Below are 14,930 nucleotides of genomic sequence, written 5' to 3' on the forward strand. Positions count from 1 at the left end.
CGAGCGCAGCGAAGCAATCCAGAGCGGCTTGGCACGCCCCTGGATTGCTTCGCTAGGCTCGCAATGACGAGAGGGTGGGCGATTCGAGTTCCCTCCGAAGTGCCAAAGTAGAGGGGCCCGCTCACCCCCGCCCATGCGGTGTATCGAGGTCCAGAATCGGCCCCACCGGCACGATCCCGGTCGGATTGATGGTGCGGTGGCTCTGGTAGTAATGCCCCTTGATGTGCTGGAAGTTCACCGTGCCCGCCACGCCCGGGGTCTGGTACATATCGCGCAGGAACCCTTGCAGGTTCGGATAGTCGGCGATCCGGCGCAGGTTGCATTTGAAGTGGCCGACATAGACCGCATCGAAGCGGATGAGCGTGGTGAACAGGCGGATGTCCGCCTCGGTCATGGCCTCGCCGACAAGGAAGCGGCTGCGTGATAGGCGCTCTTCCAGCCAGTCCAGACTGTCGAAAAGCGGGCCCACCGCATCCTCGTAGGGTTCCTGCGATGTGGCAAAACCGGCCTTGTAGACGCCGTTGTTGACGGTGTCGTAGACGCGCGCATTCACCGCATCGATCTCCGCGCGCAGGGCTTGCGGATAGTAATCGCCCGCCTTGGCGCCGAGGCCGTCGAACGCCGAGTTGAGCATGCGGATGATCTCGGAGGATTCGTTGTTGACGATCGTCCCCGTCTGCTTGTCCCACAGGATCGGCACGGTCACCCGGCCGGTGTAGGCGGGGTCCGCCTTGACGTAGACCTCATAGAGATTGCGCGCGTGATTGACGCTGTCCGGCACGACGCCCGGCGCCGGATCGAACGTCCAGCCGCGCTCCAGCATCAGCCAGTTGACCACCGAGACGTCGATCATCGCCTCCAGCCCTTTGAGCGCGCGCATGATCAACGTGCGGTGGGCCCATGGACAGGCAAGGCTGACGTAGAGGTGATAGCGTCCGGCCTCGGCTTTGAAGCCGCGTCCGCCTTCCTGCGTGGGCGCGCCATCGGCGGTCACCCAGTCGCGGAAAGAGGAGTCCTTGCGTACATAGCGGCCGCCGGTCGATTTCGTATCGTACCAGACATCCTGCCAAACGCCGTCGACCAGCTTGCCCATCGCCTTGCCTCGTTCCAATCGGGGGGAGGGGCAGCATCGGCCATTGGCGACGGGCTGTAAACCGGCCCGATCAGGAGAAAAAAGCGAAAAGGGTGCGGCGCGCCGACGCAGGGGTGGGGATGACGTCGGCGCGCCGCGGCGGCACGATGGGGACCGGCTTAGAAGCCGATCGCCACCGAGCCGCGCAGGGCAAGATTGGTATGGCCGTGGCGATCCTCGGCCGAGAGTTCGCCCAGCATCGTCAGGCCCACGGTGCCGCCGATGGCACGCAGGCGCGCGAACCAGCCGCTCGTCGCGTCGTCGCCTTCGAGGCGGAAGTCCTGCCCGCCGTCGAAATGCGCGGTGGTTGCGCCAAGGCCGCCGCTGACGATCTCGCGCCAGCCGCCCTCGGTTTCCATGCGGAACCAGTTATCGTCGCGGCCCGCCGCGGTCATGAAGTCCACGCCCACGGTCATCGCGCCGTTGACGCCCAGTTCGTCGCTGGTGCGCGAGGCCACGGTGAGGTCCAGCGCCTTGCCGCCGCCGGTCTCGGTATAGCCGTCTTCCTTGAGGCGGACGTAATCGACCGAGACATTCGGGCGGAAGTAGAGGTACTTGCCGCCGCCCTCCCACGAAGCGCCGCCCGCGAAGGTAACGAAGTTGCCGTTCCAGTTGCCGTCGATCGTGCGGTTGACGGTTTCGCTGCCGGTCGTGCCGCTGAACTTGCGCGCGCTGTCATAGCTGCCAAGGCCGACCGAGGCGCGAGCATAGCCCGCCAGCGGGCCGCTCTGGCCGCGCCAGTGGCCTGCGAATTCCCACGAGTTCGACTTGATCTCGCTCGCCGGACCGCGCGTGTAGCGGTTCCAAAGGTAGGAGAACGTGCCGCCGAAATAGCCCACATCGGTCGCGTATTCGCCGCCCAGCGACATGGCGTAGCCCTGAAGGTTGTAGGCGGCGGTGGCGCCCGCGTTCTTGTCGCTGCCCCAGAACGAGAGGTTCAGGCGCGTGGTGAAACGGGAATCGCCGAATACCGGGCCCTGAGGGTCTTGAAGCTGGCGCGTGAGCGTGCGGGTGCCAAGGCTGATGCCCTCGAACGCGCCGCCCGCGTGATCGGGCAGCATCTGGGCGACTTTCTCGCGGAAGGTGTCGCCGTCGGTCACGCCAAGGAATACCTTTTCGATAGCGTCGTCCTTGCCGAGTGCGGCGAAGACTGCGTCATAGGCCGTGGCCTGCGAGCGGTTGAGGCCGAGTTCCGCCACCGTGCGGCGGGCCACGTCGACGACGATCACGTTCGCGGGTGCGTCCTCGTCCAGCGAGGCCTTGAACATGAAGGGGACAAGGTCCGTCGCGGCCTTGAGCTTGTCGCGGCCGGTCAGCGTGCCGGCGGTCAGGACCTGATAGCTGCCCTCGGCGGTCGAGACATCGGCAAGGCGGATCGAGAGCTTGGCACCGTCCGCGAAAGCGGCGGTTCCGGCCACGGTGTAGGCGGAGCCAAGGCCCGCCGCCTTGTCCAGCGTTACCGCCAGAACGCCGCCCGCGCCGACATCGAGCGAGCCGATCGAGGCCGGCTTGTTGACGTCCAGCGTGCCGCCCGAAACCTTGACCGTCAGCGCGCCGGCATTGGCGAGCGCGCCGGAGAACACGGCGGTATCGGCCAGCGTCAGGGTGTCCGCGCCGCCGCCGAAATCCGTAGTTCCGGTGTAGCGGGACGTGCCCGCAAGGGTCATCGTGTCGCTGCCCGAACCGAACGTGACGTTGCCTGTCTGCACCGCGTCGCCCGAGAGCGCTAGCGTGTCATTGCCGCCACCTAACGTGACATTGCCGGACATAGTGCCGTCGGCGATGGAGAAGGTGTCGTTGCCGCTGCCGAGGCGCACGTCGCCGGTGATGGCGGGGGCGGCGAAGCCCGATGCGACTTGCGTCTGGCGGATGGTGACGCCGCTGGTGTTCGCCGAAAGATCGATGGCGACATTGCGGCCGCTGTCGGCCTTGGCGCCGGTAGCGGAGATCGTGCCGCTGTTCTCGATCAGGTTGAGGGTACCGCTGGCGTCGCCGATGGCTACGGCGGTGCCGGTCTCGCCCACGACCGCCTTGATCGTGCCCGAGTTGCGCAGGGCGGGCAGGCTGGCACCGGCCTCGACCTTTACCGCGGTGGCGATCGAGGCGGCGGTGTTGCCGCTGGTGGCCGAGATGGTGCCGCCATTCAGGATCTGCGGCGTGCTGGCGCCCGCGCCGAGGCGGATCGCGGTGGCGGCGGCGTCCTTCGAGGTGGCGGTGACCGAACCGGTCACGCCGATGCCGTTGGCCACGGTGACCTTGCCGCCAAGGCCGCCGATGGCGAGGCCATTGCCGTCGATCCCGGTGTAGACGCCGTTGCCTTCGATCCCGCCCTCGATCTGGAGGCCGAAGCCGCTGGCTGTGCCGGCCACCGCGCCGATGGCGATGTCGCGATCCGCCGCGCCGATCACCATGGCGGGTGCCTTGCCGTAGGTGACGACCTTGGCCGAGCCTTCCTTGGCGTCGTCAATGCCGTCGCCGTCTTCGTCGGCCTTGTTGGGATCGCTGTCCTTTGGCGGTACGGCGAGCACGATGCCGCCGGTGACATTGCCGCCGATCACCAGCGCCGAACCGCCTTGCAGCAGGTCGTCGGCATCAAGCTTGGAGGGATCGGCGGGGGCGGTGGTGTAGCGATAGCCGGTCGAGGCGATGTTGCCCTGCACGACCATGGCCCCGGTCACATCGCCGCCGAAGTGCGCTCCGACCGAGTTCGCGCCCTGCGCGGTGACTGAGCCTGCAAGCCGTACATTGCCGTTGATCGCGCCGGTTTCGATGCCGACCGAATTGTCGCCAAGGACGTTTGTCGTGCCGTCATGCGTGAACGCACCGTTGAGGGTGCCGCCCAGCGAGATGCCCGCCGAATGATTGCCTTCGACCGTGATCGTGCCGCTCTGGGTGAGTTTGCCGGTGTGATCGCCGTCAACGCGGATGCCGGTGCGGTTCGAGCCGAGCGCGAAAGGCCCGTCGAGGTCGCCGTCCTTGTCGGTGTCGGTCGCGGTATAGGGCTCGTCCACGGTGATCGTGCCGGTGTTGACGATATCGCCGCTGGTGCCGGCGAGCGCGCGGATGCCGATGGCGCCGTCGGCATTGCCGACTGCAAGCGCACCGGCATTGGCGACGCCGTTGTTGCTGTCCATCGTGATCGCCGTGCCCGACGAGAGCACGACCGAGCCGTCCTTGGTCACATTGATGGCGTCGGCGCCGCCGTTCTTGATGGTGGAGGTGAGGAGGGGCGTGGTCTTCTTGGTCGACACGTCTTCCGCATGCGCGGCCGTCGCCACGGCAAGCAGCGCAGTGGAGGCAAATAGGTAGCGAGGCATCTTCGTCCCTTCAGATCGATCTCGAAGGGGAAGACGGAGGCCCTGCGGCGGGGCCTTGAAAATAATTTCGGGCGGACGTGTTTCGCTCCAACTTGGCCTCCCAGACCCCGTCGTCCCCGCGAAGGCGGGGACCCCGCTTGTTCTTGCGGCTAGGCGAAAAGGAAGCGGGGCCCCCGCCTTCGCGGGGGCGACGGAGTGTTGTTTGGTTGATGGTGGTTTAGCGAATGGCGATTTGGCCAAGGCCGCTTCGGGCACGGCCGGTTTGGCGAATGCCGCCTCGCTATGCGGCTATTCGCACGAATTCAAAACTTCGCGTCGAAGCCCAGCCGCACCGTGCGCGGGCGCAGCGGCGTCACTTGCTCGCGCCCGGTGGCGAGCGGGGTACCCAGTGCGAAGCGGTTGCCGCGCTCGTCGGCAAGGTTGGTCACGCTCAATGTCACCCCGTATCCCGGCGTGCCGAGCCGAAGGTCGAACCCGCTGTCGAAATAATCGCCCTGCAACATGCCGAGATCCGGCCCGATCCCGAGCCGCGACTTGCCGAGGTAGCTGGCCCAGGCATTGCCCGAAATCGCAAGGTCGCCGTCCAGATCGTGGTTCCACGCCAGCGCAGCGCGACCGGCGAAGCGGGCGATATTGGGCACCTGCATCTGCAATGCCTGCACCGTCGCCGCCGCGTAGAAGTACTTCATCTCCGCACCCGGCTCGGGCTTGTCGATCCGGCTGCGGTTGAACGCCGCGCCCGCCTCTAAGCGCAGTCCCTGCACCAGTTTCACCCCCGCCGAGACGCTGGCCGACCAGACGCGCCCATCGCCGATATTGGCGGTGCTGGGCAGACCCGCGCTGTCGGTGAAGTCGGCCTGGATGTCGCGCCAGCGGGTGTAGGACAGGCTGACTGCTAGGTCGAACGGGCTCACCCCCGCGCGGCCGTGGCGGGCGCCCATTTCCACGGTGCCGGTACGGTCGTTGCGGAAGCGGCGCACATAGTCGCTCTCGATGGCGAAGCCGCCGGGGCGGAAGCCTTCCTGATAGCGCATGTAGAACTGGTCCTCGCCGGAGAACGCGGCGTGGAGCGCCAGCGCAGGCAGGAACGCGGTGAAGGTGCGCTGGGCGGTCGTGTTCCGGGCGGCCATGGCCAGCGCCACCAGCGGTGAAAGATCCTCTCCGTCGCCGCCCAGCCGGGCGTGGGTGAAGCGGCCCCCGGCCGTGGCCGTGAAGGGACCCGTCAGATGCAGGCTCGCCTCGCCGTAGAGCGTGAATTCGTCCACGGTATTGCGCACCCCGGTCGCGCTGCTGCGGAAGGTCTGTTCCTCGAATTCGCGCGTCAGAGTGGTGCGGTTGCGGGTGTAGCTGGCGCCGACCAGCCAGCCGAAGCCATGGCGCTCGGGCTGCCACAGCCGCGTCTCGTGCGCGATCATGCGCGTGGCGTTGTCCTGCTCGAACAGGCGCGGCGGGCCGTCGGGCGTGCCTGCGTCATAGCGTTCGTGGAGGTTCTGGCGCACGGCCCCGGTGGTCGAGCGCAGTTCCAGCCCGCCGATCCGCCCGGCGACGACCAGTTGGCCCAGCGCATAGTCGGCATCCGATCCTTCGCGCACGCGGGCGGAATTCTCCAGCGGCGCGCCGCCGCGATCGGCATATTGGCTGTCCGCCGCGTCGATCGACTGGGCAAGGCCCATGACGTCAACGGTCCAGTCCGGTGCCACCCTTACGCGCAGCGCGGCGCGGCCGCCGAGGACATCGGTGCGGTTGACGTTCTTGCGCCCCATCAGCGGCTTGTCGATATAGCCGCCGTAGCTGGCCGTATCGAACGTGGCGCGGAAGGCGGCGGTATCGGTGACCACGGGCAGGTTCACGGTGGCGCTGAGATCGGTGGAAGGCGCGCCGTGCTGCGTGAGCGCGCCGCCCAGGATGATCGAGCCGCCGGTCGTGTCGAACACGGGAGGATTGGGTACGAGGCGGATGATCCCGCCCAGCGATCCGGCGCCGTAAAGCGTGCCCTGCGGTCCCTCCAGCACTTCGACGCGGGCAAGGTCCGAAAGCCGAAGGTCCGGATCGGGCGCGTTGTAGGTGAGGCGCATGTCGCCGATGTATTGCCCCACGGTCGCCTGTGTCGGCCCGGTGAAGCTGGAATCGGCGATGCCGCGAATGAACAGCTTGTTGCGCCCGCTGCCAAGCTGGGTGGAGGCGACCGTGGCAAGGCGGCGCACGATCTTCTCGCTGCCGCCGACGCCGCCTGCCGTCAGGCTCTCGCCGCCAAGGATGGTGACTTGCGAGGGGACCTGATCGAGCCGCAAGTCGCGCTTGGTGGCGGTGACGACGATGGGCTGCGGTGCGGACTCGGGCTCCGGGCGATGGACCGGTGCCGGTTTGGCGGGCGGCGTTTCGGCAATGACGCGGCGCGGTTCGGGCGCGAGATCGAGCCGCCATGCGCCTCGGCCCGCAGATACCGCGCGGGCGCCGGCCGCACGGGCGAGGCGGGCAACGGCCTCATGCGCTTCCATCCGTCCGCGCAGGGCCGGGATGCGGCGGCTGGCGAGCCGGGGATCGGCGATGACGATGCTGGTGCCGGTCTGCCGCGCGAGTTCGATGGCCGCGTCGCTCGCGGTCCCTTCGCGCGTCGCCACAATTGCCGGTTGCCCCGGCGCTTGCGCAGCGACGGGCAGCGGCACGGCAAGCGCCGTCAGGCAGAGCAGGAACGCGCGGCGCATGGTTTCAGGGCTTGCCGATCGTCCAGACCTGGCCCTCGTGGCGGACCTGTAGCCCCAGAAGGGCGCCGATCATCTGCGGATCGTCATGGATCGGCGTGACAAGGATCGAGCCCGAGACGGGGGCATCGGAACCCGGCTGCGCGGCGAAGGCAATGCCGGTCGCGCGGCTCAGCCTTGCGGCGACTTCGGAAAGCGGGGCGGCGTCGAAAGTCAGGCGGCCCTCGCGCCACTCACCCACTTCGCGCGGGGGGACATGGCCGACCTTTACGCTGCCTGCGTCGGCGATGAGCCGGTCTCCGGGTGCGAGGCGCAAGTTCTCGGCCTTGGGGTTGTAGCCTACCGCGCCTTCGGCCACGCCGACGCTGAGCCGGGCGTCGTCGCGCGACACCTCGAACACGGTGCCGAGGTCCACCAGCGTGGCCTCGCCCGCCTCGACATGGAACGGGCGCGCCGCATCATGGCGCACGGTGAACAGCGCCTGCCCCTTGTCGAGCACCGCAAAGCGCGGGTCCTTGCGGTCCAGCCGGACCACCGTGCCGCCGGCAAGGTCTATGCGGGTGCCGCTCTCGAGTTCGACCGTGCGCATCTGCCCCGGCGCGGTTTCCAGCGAATAGATCTCGCGCGAATGGGTCTGCCAGAACCAGACGCCGCCTACCAAGGCCAGCGAGGCGGCAATCGCGCTGCCCAGCCAGATCCGGCGAGTGGGCCGGGCGGCGGGGGGCTCGGCATGGATCCAGGCGTCGTTCGCGGGGGCGGCGACGGCAAGTTCGGCCGCCTCGGCCACGGCAAGGTTCACCGCGTCGTAAGCGCGCCCGTGCGCGGGATCGGCTTCCAGCCATTGCATGAAGCCTTCCCAATCGTCGAAGCCGGGCTCTCCGGTCAGCACCGCCCAGCGTGCGGCGGCGTCGCGGATCATGTCGTCATTCGCCATCGCGCAGTCCTCCTGCGGCATTGACGGAGACGTTCGGCTCAAGCCTCATCGCGTCGTTCCTTCCATTCGCCGAGCGCGCGATAGGCAAGTCGCAAGTCGCTTTCCACCGTGCTGAGGCTGACGCCCAGTTCCGCCGCGACATCGCGCTGCGCCATGCCGTCTATGCGGTGGCGGCGAAAGGCCGCGGCCACGCGCGGGCCAAGCCCGTCGAGCAGCGCGATGACTTCGGCCGCCTCCTGCGCGGCGGCGACGCGGCGCTCGGGCGAGGGATCGGCGGCAATGCCGGTGGCGGTATCGGCATGGACCTCGGTCCAGTCGCGGTCGCGCTTGTCGGCCTGTCGCTGCGAGCGGTAGCGGTCGATCATCAGCATGTCCGCCATGCGCATGAGATAGCCCAGCGGATTGGCGATGGGGCCGGGGCGGCTGGCGGCGATCCGCAGCCAGACTTCGTGCAGCAGGTCTTCCGCCGCATCGCCCGCGCCGCGCGCGCGCAGAAAGCGCAGCAACGCATCGCGATGCGCGAGGAATGCCGCTTCGAGGCCGGCTCCGGGAGAGGGCAAAGTCACGCGCAGGGCTGTCAGTTCTTGTAGTCGCGCGCCCCGGATAGACGTTCCCGCTGCCGAGGGGAAGGCACATGCGAAAGGGGCGGACCCTGTCGGATCCGCCCCTTCGGTTTGCCGGGAATGGTAAGGCTCAGATGCGGCCCTTACCGAAGGCGACGATCTGCAACAGGCCGCCGGCCATCGCCACGTTCTTGAAGAAGTGGATGAACTGGTTCTGGTCGGCGAAGTTGTTGTGGAAGAAGGCGGCGGTGACGAGGCTGAAGACCGCAAGCACCGCTGCGATCGTGCGCAGGCGATAGCCGGAGATCAGCAGCAGTCCGCCGACCACTTCGACCAGTACCGCGCCGGCCAGTGCCAGTGTCGGGAAAGGCAGGCTGACCGATGCGATATAGGCAGTCGTTGCGGCCGGAGCGGCCAGCTTGGAGAGGCCCGAGAGCACGAAAATGGCAGCGATCAGCACGCGGCCGACGAGCGGCAGGGCGCGGACCAGCGGAGCTTCGGTGGTTTCGGAAGTGAAGGTCTGGGTTGCGGTGTTCATGGCGGATTTCCCTACTTTGCAGTTATGGGCGCCGGTCTTTCCTCATCCAGCGTCCTTCGATGGACCGGTTATGCGGGGAAATCGTTTTTCGGAAAATCCCGATAAGTTTGTTTGATATGTTCTGGAAAATAGAAAAGATATTCAGGCGACGTGCGGGTGGGCTGCTGCCGGATGGCGCACGCAGGCAAGAGTTGCGACGAACACGACCACGCCCGCAAGCGCCAGCGGTGCCGAGAGGCCAAAGCGCATCACCATGACGGCGCCGACCGCCGCTCCTGCGAAGATCGCGAAGATCGCGGCCAACCGTCGCACGAGATTAGGCGCGGTGCCGCCGGCCATGCGGGAATCGGCGGCGATGCCGGTGATCGTGAGCGTCAGCACCGTGGTCGTGAGGTCCGGCACCTTGAGCTGGCGGATCGTCGCATTGCGAAAGCCCATGGCGATCGCGGTCAGTGCGATTACTGCATAGAGCGCGGGCTTGGGCGAAAGCGTCGCCGGATCGTATCCCAGCGCCACCCAGGCCGCGATCCACAGCAGCGTCGCCTCGATCAGCGCCGCCCATGTGAGCCAGTGGCGCAAGGGGCGCGGCGAGAGCAGCTTGCCGGTGCGCCCGGCGATCAGTGCGCCGCCGATGAAAGCGCCCAGCGCCACCAGATAGGGCGCGACCGAGAAGCCCGGCGTGCCCGCTGCGGCAAAGCCAAGAAACACGATATTGCCGGTCATATTGGCGGTGAAGACTTTGCCGAGCCCCAGCACGCTCACCGCATCGACAAGGCCGGTGGTGGACGACAGCAAGAGCAACAGGCCGGGAAGGGGAGAGGAAGGCTTGTCCATCGGGAAGGGTTCCTAAAACCGGAAGTTGCTTTCGAGGCCGAGCATGCGGATCGTTTTCGCAGGCCCGGTATCGCGGATGAAGGCGCCCGGCGCAAAGGCCGACAGCGAGGCGGAAAGTTCGAGTTCGGCAGTGGCCTGCCACGCGACGGTGGCTTCCACTTCCTTGCCGATGAAGCGGGCGCGGCTATCTCCGGCATCGCGGATCAGGTTGCCCGGGATGTCGTAGATCCCGTCCTCCCGCGAATGACGCCAATAGGCCATCGCGGCGAGGCTGGCGGAGAGATCCGGCGCCACTTGCAGGCCGAGCGAGGAATAGGCGTTGACGATGTTGTAGGGCCCGACCGGCGAAAGCTCGCCGAAATACTTGCCCTTGGGGAACAGCGCGTTGAACGTGCCGAGGCGGTTGTCGGTCCTGTCCTGGTCGCCGCTCACCACGTTGACGCGCATCGTCAGGTCCGGCGCCATCGGGGCGTCCGGGAAGGCATGGCCAAGTTCGCTGCCCAGCGTCCAGGCCGAGATCGGGCCATCTGCGAAGCGGCCGAACTGGTAGACGCCCTCGACATTCCAGTGCCAGTCGTCCCGCGTGCCGTGCCAGCGTGCGCCGAGGCTGTGGCGGGTTTCCGTACCTTCGCGAGTGCCCCAATGCGCGGCGTCGTTGCGGTAGCCGAGGTAGTAGAGGTCGAGCCCCGGCAGCGTGGCGTAAGCGCCCCACAGCGATTTGTCGGGCGAAGTGCGGTCGTTGAAATCGCCCTTGCGCGCCTGCACGGGCTTGAATGCCAGCAGGCTCACTTTGGCCGCGCCCAGTTTTACGTCTGCCCGCAGGCCGTCGAAGGCGAGCGGTACGTTGGGGCCATAGCGCGTGCCGATCAGCCGCTCGGTGCCGAGCGACAGCATCTGCCGTCCGCCGCGCAGGGTGACGGGGCCGAGGTCGGCTTCGGCAAAGCCTTGCAGCAGGTCGAGGCCGGAGCCGTCCACCGGGCTCGGCGAGGGGGCGACGCCGATCGAGGTCGAGGCGATGGGCTGAACGAAGGCGCGCAGTTTGCCGACGTGGAGGTCGGCATAAGGCAGCGCGCGGAACCAGACGTAGCTGTCGTTCGGGGCTTCTGCGCTGCCCCAGAGGTTGTTCTCAAGGTTCTCATTGCGCACCCGCAGTTCGATGCCGGTGGAGAGCCATGCGTCGTCGCCGATGGGGATGTACTTGAACGGGCCGGTCCAGTGGTGGCCGCGCTTTTCGGCGTCGGCGAGGTCGGACCAGTCCTCGTCGTAGCGGGTGATCGAGAGGGTGGGGGCCTGCCAGGCTTCGGTGGGTTCGGCGTGGGCGAGGGTGGGCGCGAAGGCTATGATGGCTGCCGCATGGATCGGCGCGAGGCGCTTCATCGAACGGCTCCTGAATCAATCGGATTAAATCCTCCCCCGCTCGTCCTGAGCTTGTCGAAGGACGCTGGCGCTGCGCTGTGGTCCTTCGACAAGCTCAGGACGAGCGGGGGTTGGGGGAGGGACGAGGGAATGGAAGGAGTGGGGGAAGGGGCAGCCGGGGAAGGCAGTGCCTGCGATTCAGGCACTTCGCTTCGCCCGGTGCGCAAGGATCGCCACGAGAACAAATCCGCCCACCAGCCCCATGTGCTCGAAGAAGGCATTGGTGGCGGCGAAGCGCTCCGGCCCCATTGGCATGGTCCAGAAAGCATTGGCGACCAGCGCGGCAAAGAATGTGAACACGCCCAGCATCCCCGCGCCCAGCCAGACGAGGCGGCCGCTCAGGATCAGCAGCGGACCGACCAGTTCGACCGCGATGGTCAGCGCCGCCCAGAGCGCGGGCGGGGTCAGGCCGAAGTGGGCCTGTTCCGCCACCGCGCCGGGCCAGTCGGTGAGCTTGGTAACCCCGCCGACGAGGTAGGCGCCCACCAGCAGGAGGCGGGCGAGGAACCCGGTCGGCGCGAAGTCCAGCACCGATGCGACGAATTTTGGAGTACCGGTGCCGGACATGGCTCAGATCGCCTCGTTCGAGTGGATCTCGGCGATATAGCCGCCGGGGAAGCGCACGATGGCGGATTGGCGCTTGCCTGTATCGTAAGGCGCGACCAGCGTTTCCACGCCTGCCGCCGAAGCCTTGGCGAGCGTCGCTGAAAGGTCGCTCACCGCATAGCCGGTCATGTCGCGGCCATAGGGCCAGGGCAGTTGACCGTCGGAGACGTAGACCACCATCTTGCCGTAGCCGCTGTCTATAGAGACGCGGCGGATGGTCTTGCCGGGCTCGCCGATCTCGGCGCCGGAGGCAGCCTTGTCATCGGCCGTGACTTTGGCGTGGGCGAAGCCGGTCCAGCTCTTGATGAAGGTGTCGGCGGCATCGGCGGTCAGGTAGATGCGGTTTTCCGGCACCGTTTGGAGCGGGGTGTAGCTGGGCTTGGCGGTGTGCCAGTAGAGCTGCATGTTCACGCCGCCCGGCCATTGGATCACGGAATCCCGGCCGATCGGATCGGGGAAGGTTTCCAGACGGCGCACCGCGCCATGGCTCTGGGCCGACTTTACGGCGGCGTCGAGATCGGTGACCAGATAGCCGGTGCGCTCGTCACCGAACGGATAGGGGATCGGCGTCTTGAAACCGAAGACCGAGACGGTGCCCGCCGGCGTCAGCACGAGCTGCGACTTGGTGAGGCTCTTGGTCGGCGTCACCTGGAATTCGCCCTGCTTGCTGGTGGTGCCGCCGAAGGTGGCGACGAAGCTGGAGACGAACGTGTCGAACTGGTCCTGCGGCACGTAGACGTGCGTGGTGTCGTACTGGGCACCGACCGAGTAGTCGGCCGTGGGAGCGGCGAAGGCAGGCGTGAGGGTGGGGCTCGCGACCAGCATGGCAGTCGCGATGATCAGGGTGAAGCGTTTCATGTCAGTGGCTCCGATGGGGGAGGGCTGTGCCGCTCGGTCGTTGTCGCAAGACCTGTCTAGGCGGTGACCGAGGATCTATCGATCCGAATAATGTCGACTAATATGTTCGAAATTATGGAATAGTTGCGGCACGGCCCCTCCTCGCCCGAAGGGGCCGTGCTGGATCAGACGGCCCAGCAGCCGCAGCCGAGCGAGCCCCAGAAAGTCTGGACATCGGCGGCAGGAACATTGGCGCCCAGCGCGGCGGCGTGGTCGTGGCCGTGGACGCCGCAGGAACTGGCGCAGCCGCAGGCAGAGGCCAGCTTCTGCTTGGCTTCGGGCGTCTGGTAATAGCCGCCGAACGTGGCGACCGGCGACCAGTCCGGCATCGGGCGCGGCAGCTGCGGGGCGAGCGGGCGATAGTCGCCCTCACCGTGCACCACCTTGCCGCCGAGCAGGGTCAGGATCGAGCGGATGTGGACGATCTCATTGTCGGGCACGCTGAAGTAGTCATCGGAGAGCAGCGCGAGGTCGGCCAGTTGGCCTGCCTTGATCTGGCCCTTCTTGCCCACTTCGTTCGAGAACCAGGTGTTCTCGTGCGTCCACAAGCGCAGCGCCTTCTCGCGGCTGACGCGGTTGTCGCCGCGATAGAGCGAGAGGCCGCCCACGGTGCGCCCGGTGACAAGCCACGAGAGCGAGACCCACGGGTTGTAGCTGGCAACGCGGGTAGCGTCGGTGCCGCCGCCCACGGGGATGCCGGCAGCCAGCATCCGGGCGATCGGCGGCGTGCGTTCGGCGGCCTTGGCGCCGTAACGCTCGACGAAGTATTCGCCCTGATAGGCCATGCGGTGCTGCACGGCGATGCCGCCGCCAAGCGCGGCGATGCGGTCGATATTGCGGTCCGAAATGGTCTCGGCGTGGTCGAAGAACCAGTTGATGCCTTGAAGCGGGATATCCGCGTTGACCTTTTCATAAACGTCGAGCGCGCGGCCGATGGTCTCGTCATAGGTGGCGTGGAGGCGCCAGGGCCAGCGATGCTCGGCGAGCAGGCGGATGACCGGTTCCAGATCGCCTTCCATGCTGGGCGGCATGTTGGGGCGTTCAACGCGGAAGTCCTCGAAGTCGGCGGCGGAATAGACCAGCATCTCGCCCGCGCCGTTGTGGCGGTAGGTGTCGTCGCCCTGGCCCGGCGTGACTTGCTTCACCCAGCCGGAGAAGTCCGCCAGTTCCTCTTTCGGCTTCTGGGTGAAGAGGTTGTAACTAATGCGTACGGTCAGCTGGTCTTCGGCATGGAGCTTCTCGATGATGTCGTAGTCATCAGGATAGTTCTGGAAACCGCCGCCCGCGTCGATCACGCCGGTCACGCCTAGCGCGTTCACTTCGCGCATGAAGTGGCGGGTGGAGTTGATCTGATATTCGGGCGGCAGCTTGGGGCCCTTGGCGAGCGTCGAATAGAGGATCGTCGCATTGGGCTGGGCGAGCAGCAGGCCGGTGGGGTTGCCCGAGGCATCGCGCACGATCTCGCCGCCCGGCGGATTGGGCGTGTCCTTGGTATAGCCGACGACGCGCAGCGCGGCGGCGTTCAGCAGCGCGCGGTCGTAGAGATGCAGGATGAACACCGGCGTATCGGGCGCGACCGCGTTCAGTTCCGCGATGGTCGGCAGGCGCTTTTCGGCGAACTGGTGCTCGGTAAAGCCGCCGACCACGCGCACCCATTGCGGGGCGGGGGTCTTGTCGACTTGCGCCTTGAGCATGGCCATCGCCTCGGACAGGCTGGTCACGCCGTCCCAGCGCAGCTCCATGTTGAAGTTCAGCCCGCCGCGAATGATGTGCATGTGACTGTCGATCAGGCCGGGGATCAGGCGGTGCCCCTTGGCGTCGATCACGGTGGCTTCCGGCGCGGCGGCGCGCACCTCCTGCTCGCTGCCGACGGTCAGGAACTTGCCGTCGCGGATCGCCACGGCTTCGGCCTGCGGGTTCTCGCGGTCAAGCGTGGTGATCTTGGCGTTGACGATGATAGTGTCAGTCATTGGGGGGGAATCTCCGGGAAT

The 14,930-nt window shown here is 67.0% G+C and carries 11 protein-coding genes; all 11 read right to left on the reverse strand.

The genetic code is table 11. The annotated features are described in order from the left end of the window. Positions 1-121 precede the first annotated feature (121 nt). The gene (locus tag AC1VVM_RS10035) at positions 122-1,093 is read right to left on the reverse strand and encodes a glutathione S-transferase family protein (protein ID WP_482903820.1); all 972 of its coding nucleotides are present in this window, start codon (positions 1,091-1,093) and stop codon (positions 122-124) included. 158 nt (positions 1,094-1,251) lie between these two features. Next, positions 1,252-4,449: an autotransporter outer membrane beta-barrel domain-containing protein gene (locus tag AC1VVM_RS10040; RefSeq protein ID WP_482954979.1), complete on the reverse strand. Its 3,198-nt coding sequence runs from the start codon at positions 4,447-4,449 to the stop codon at positions 1,252-1,254. A 302-nt stretch (positions 4,450-4,751) separates the two neighbouring features. Beyond that, positions 4,752-7,154: a TonB-dependent receptor gene (locus AC1VVM_RS10045; protein WP_482954980.1), complete on the reverse strand. Its 2,403-nt coding sequence runs from the start codon at positions 7,152-7,154 to the stop codon at positions 4,752-4,754. Between the two features lie 4 nt (positions 7,155-7,158). Beyond that, positions 7,159-8,085, reverse strand: a complete 927-nt coding sequence (locus AC1VVM_RS10050) for a FecR family protein (protein ID WP_482903823.1) — start codon at positions 8,083-8,085, stop codon at positions 7,159-7,161. Positions 8,086-8,123: 38 nt separating this feature from the next. Next, positions 8,124-8,651, reverse strand: coding sequence for an RNA polymerase sigma factor (locus tag AC1VVM_RS10055; RefSeq protein WP_482903824.1), 528 nt, complete (start codon positions 8,649-8,651; stop codon positions 8,124-8,126). Between the two features lie 127 nt (positions 8,652-8,778). Continuing rightward, a complete protein-coding gene (locus tag AC1VVM_RS10060; RefSeq protein WP_482903825.1) occupies positions 8,779-9,186 on the reverse strand; it encodes a DoxX family protein in 408 nt (135 codons plus the stop codon). Between the two features lie 141 nt (positions 9,187-9,327). Then, a complete protein-coding gene (locus AC1VVM_RS10065; protein WP_482903826.1) occupies positions 9,328-10,020 on the reverse strand; it encodes a YoaK family protein in 693 nt (230 codons plus the stop codon). A 12-nt stretch (positions 10,021-10,032) separates the two neighbouring features. Then, positions 10,033-11,397, reverse strand: a complete 1,365-nt coding sequence (locus tag AC1VVM_RS10070; protein WP_482903827.1) for an alginate export family protein — start codon at positions 11,395-11,397, stop codon at positions 10,033-10,035. Positions 11,398-11,574: 177 nt separating this feature from the next. Then, complete coding sequence (locus tag AC1VVM_RS10075; RefSeq protein WP_482954981.1) at positions 11,575-12,003, reverse strand: DoxX family protein; 429 nt, start codon at positions 12,001-12,003, stop codon at positions 11,575-11,577. A 3-nt stretch (positions 12,004-12,006) separates the two neighbouring features. Next, positions 12,007-12,900, reverse strand: a complete 894-nt coding sequence (locus AC1VVM_RS10080; protein ID WP_482903829.1) for a glyoxalase — start codon at positions 12,898-12,900, stop codon at positions 12,007-12,009. A 164-nt stretch (positions 12,901-13,064) separates the two neighbouring features. Next, on the reverse strand, positions 13,065-14,909 hold the full coding sequence (locus AC1VVM_RS10085) for an amidohydrolase (RefSeq protein WP_482903830.1): 1,845 nt from the start codon (positions 14,907-14,909) through the stop codon (positions 13,065-13,067). Positions 14,910-14,930 lie beyond the last annotated feature (21 nt).

Source organism: Novosphingobium sp. BL-S-33, from assembly GCF_056857025.1.

What these genes read in the sequence shown, in the direction of transcription:
- AC1VVM_RS10060 (WP_482903825.1), bottom strand. Translation starts at nt 9,186, where the DNA reads ATGAACACCGCAACCCAGACCTTCACTTCCGAAACCACCGAAGCTCCG.
- AC1VVM_RS10075 (WP_482954981.1), bottom strand. Translation starts at nt 12,003, where the DNA reads ATGTCCGGCACCGGTACTCCAAAATTCGTCGCATCGGTGCTGGACTTC.
- AC1VVM_RS10080 (WP_482903829.1), bottom strand. Translation starts at nt 12,900, where the DNA reads ATGAAACGCTTCACCCTGATCATCGCGACTGCCATGCTGGTCGCGAGC.
- AC1VVM_RS10065 (WP_482903826.1), bottom strand. Translation starts at nt 10,020, where the DNA reads ATGGACAAGCCTTCCTCTCCCCTTCCCGGCCTGTTGCTCTTGCTGTCG.
- AC1VVM_RS10045 (WP_482954980.1), bottom strand. Translation starts at nt 7,154, where the DNA reads ATGCGCCGCGCGTTCCTGCTCTGCCTGACGGCGCTTGCCGTGCCGCTG.
- AC1VVM_RS10040 (WP_482954979.1), bottom strand. Translation starts at nt 4,449, where the DNA reads ATGCCTCGCTACCTATTTGCCTCCACTGCGCTGCTTGCCGTGGCGACG.
- AC1VVM_RS10085 (WP_482903830.1), bottom strand. Translation starts at nt 14,909, where the DNA reads ATGACTGACACTATCATCGTCAACGCCAAGATCACCACGCTTGACCGC.
- AC1VVM_RS10070 (WP_482903827.1), bottom strand. Translation starts at nt 11,397, where the DNA reads ATGAAGCGCCTCGCGCCGATCCATGCGGCAGCCATCATAGCCTTCGCG.
- AC1VVM_RS10050 (WP_482903823.1), bottom strand. Translation starts at nt 8,085, where the DNA reads ATGGCGAATGACGACATGATCCGCGACGCCGCCGCACGCTGGGCGGTG.
- AC1VVM_RS10035 (WP_482903820.1), bottom strand. Translation starts at nt 1,093, where the DNA reads ATGGGCAAGCTGGTCGACGGCGTTTGGCAGGATGTCTGGTACGATACG.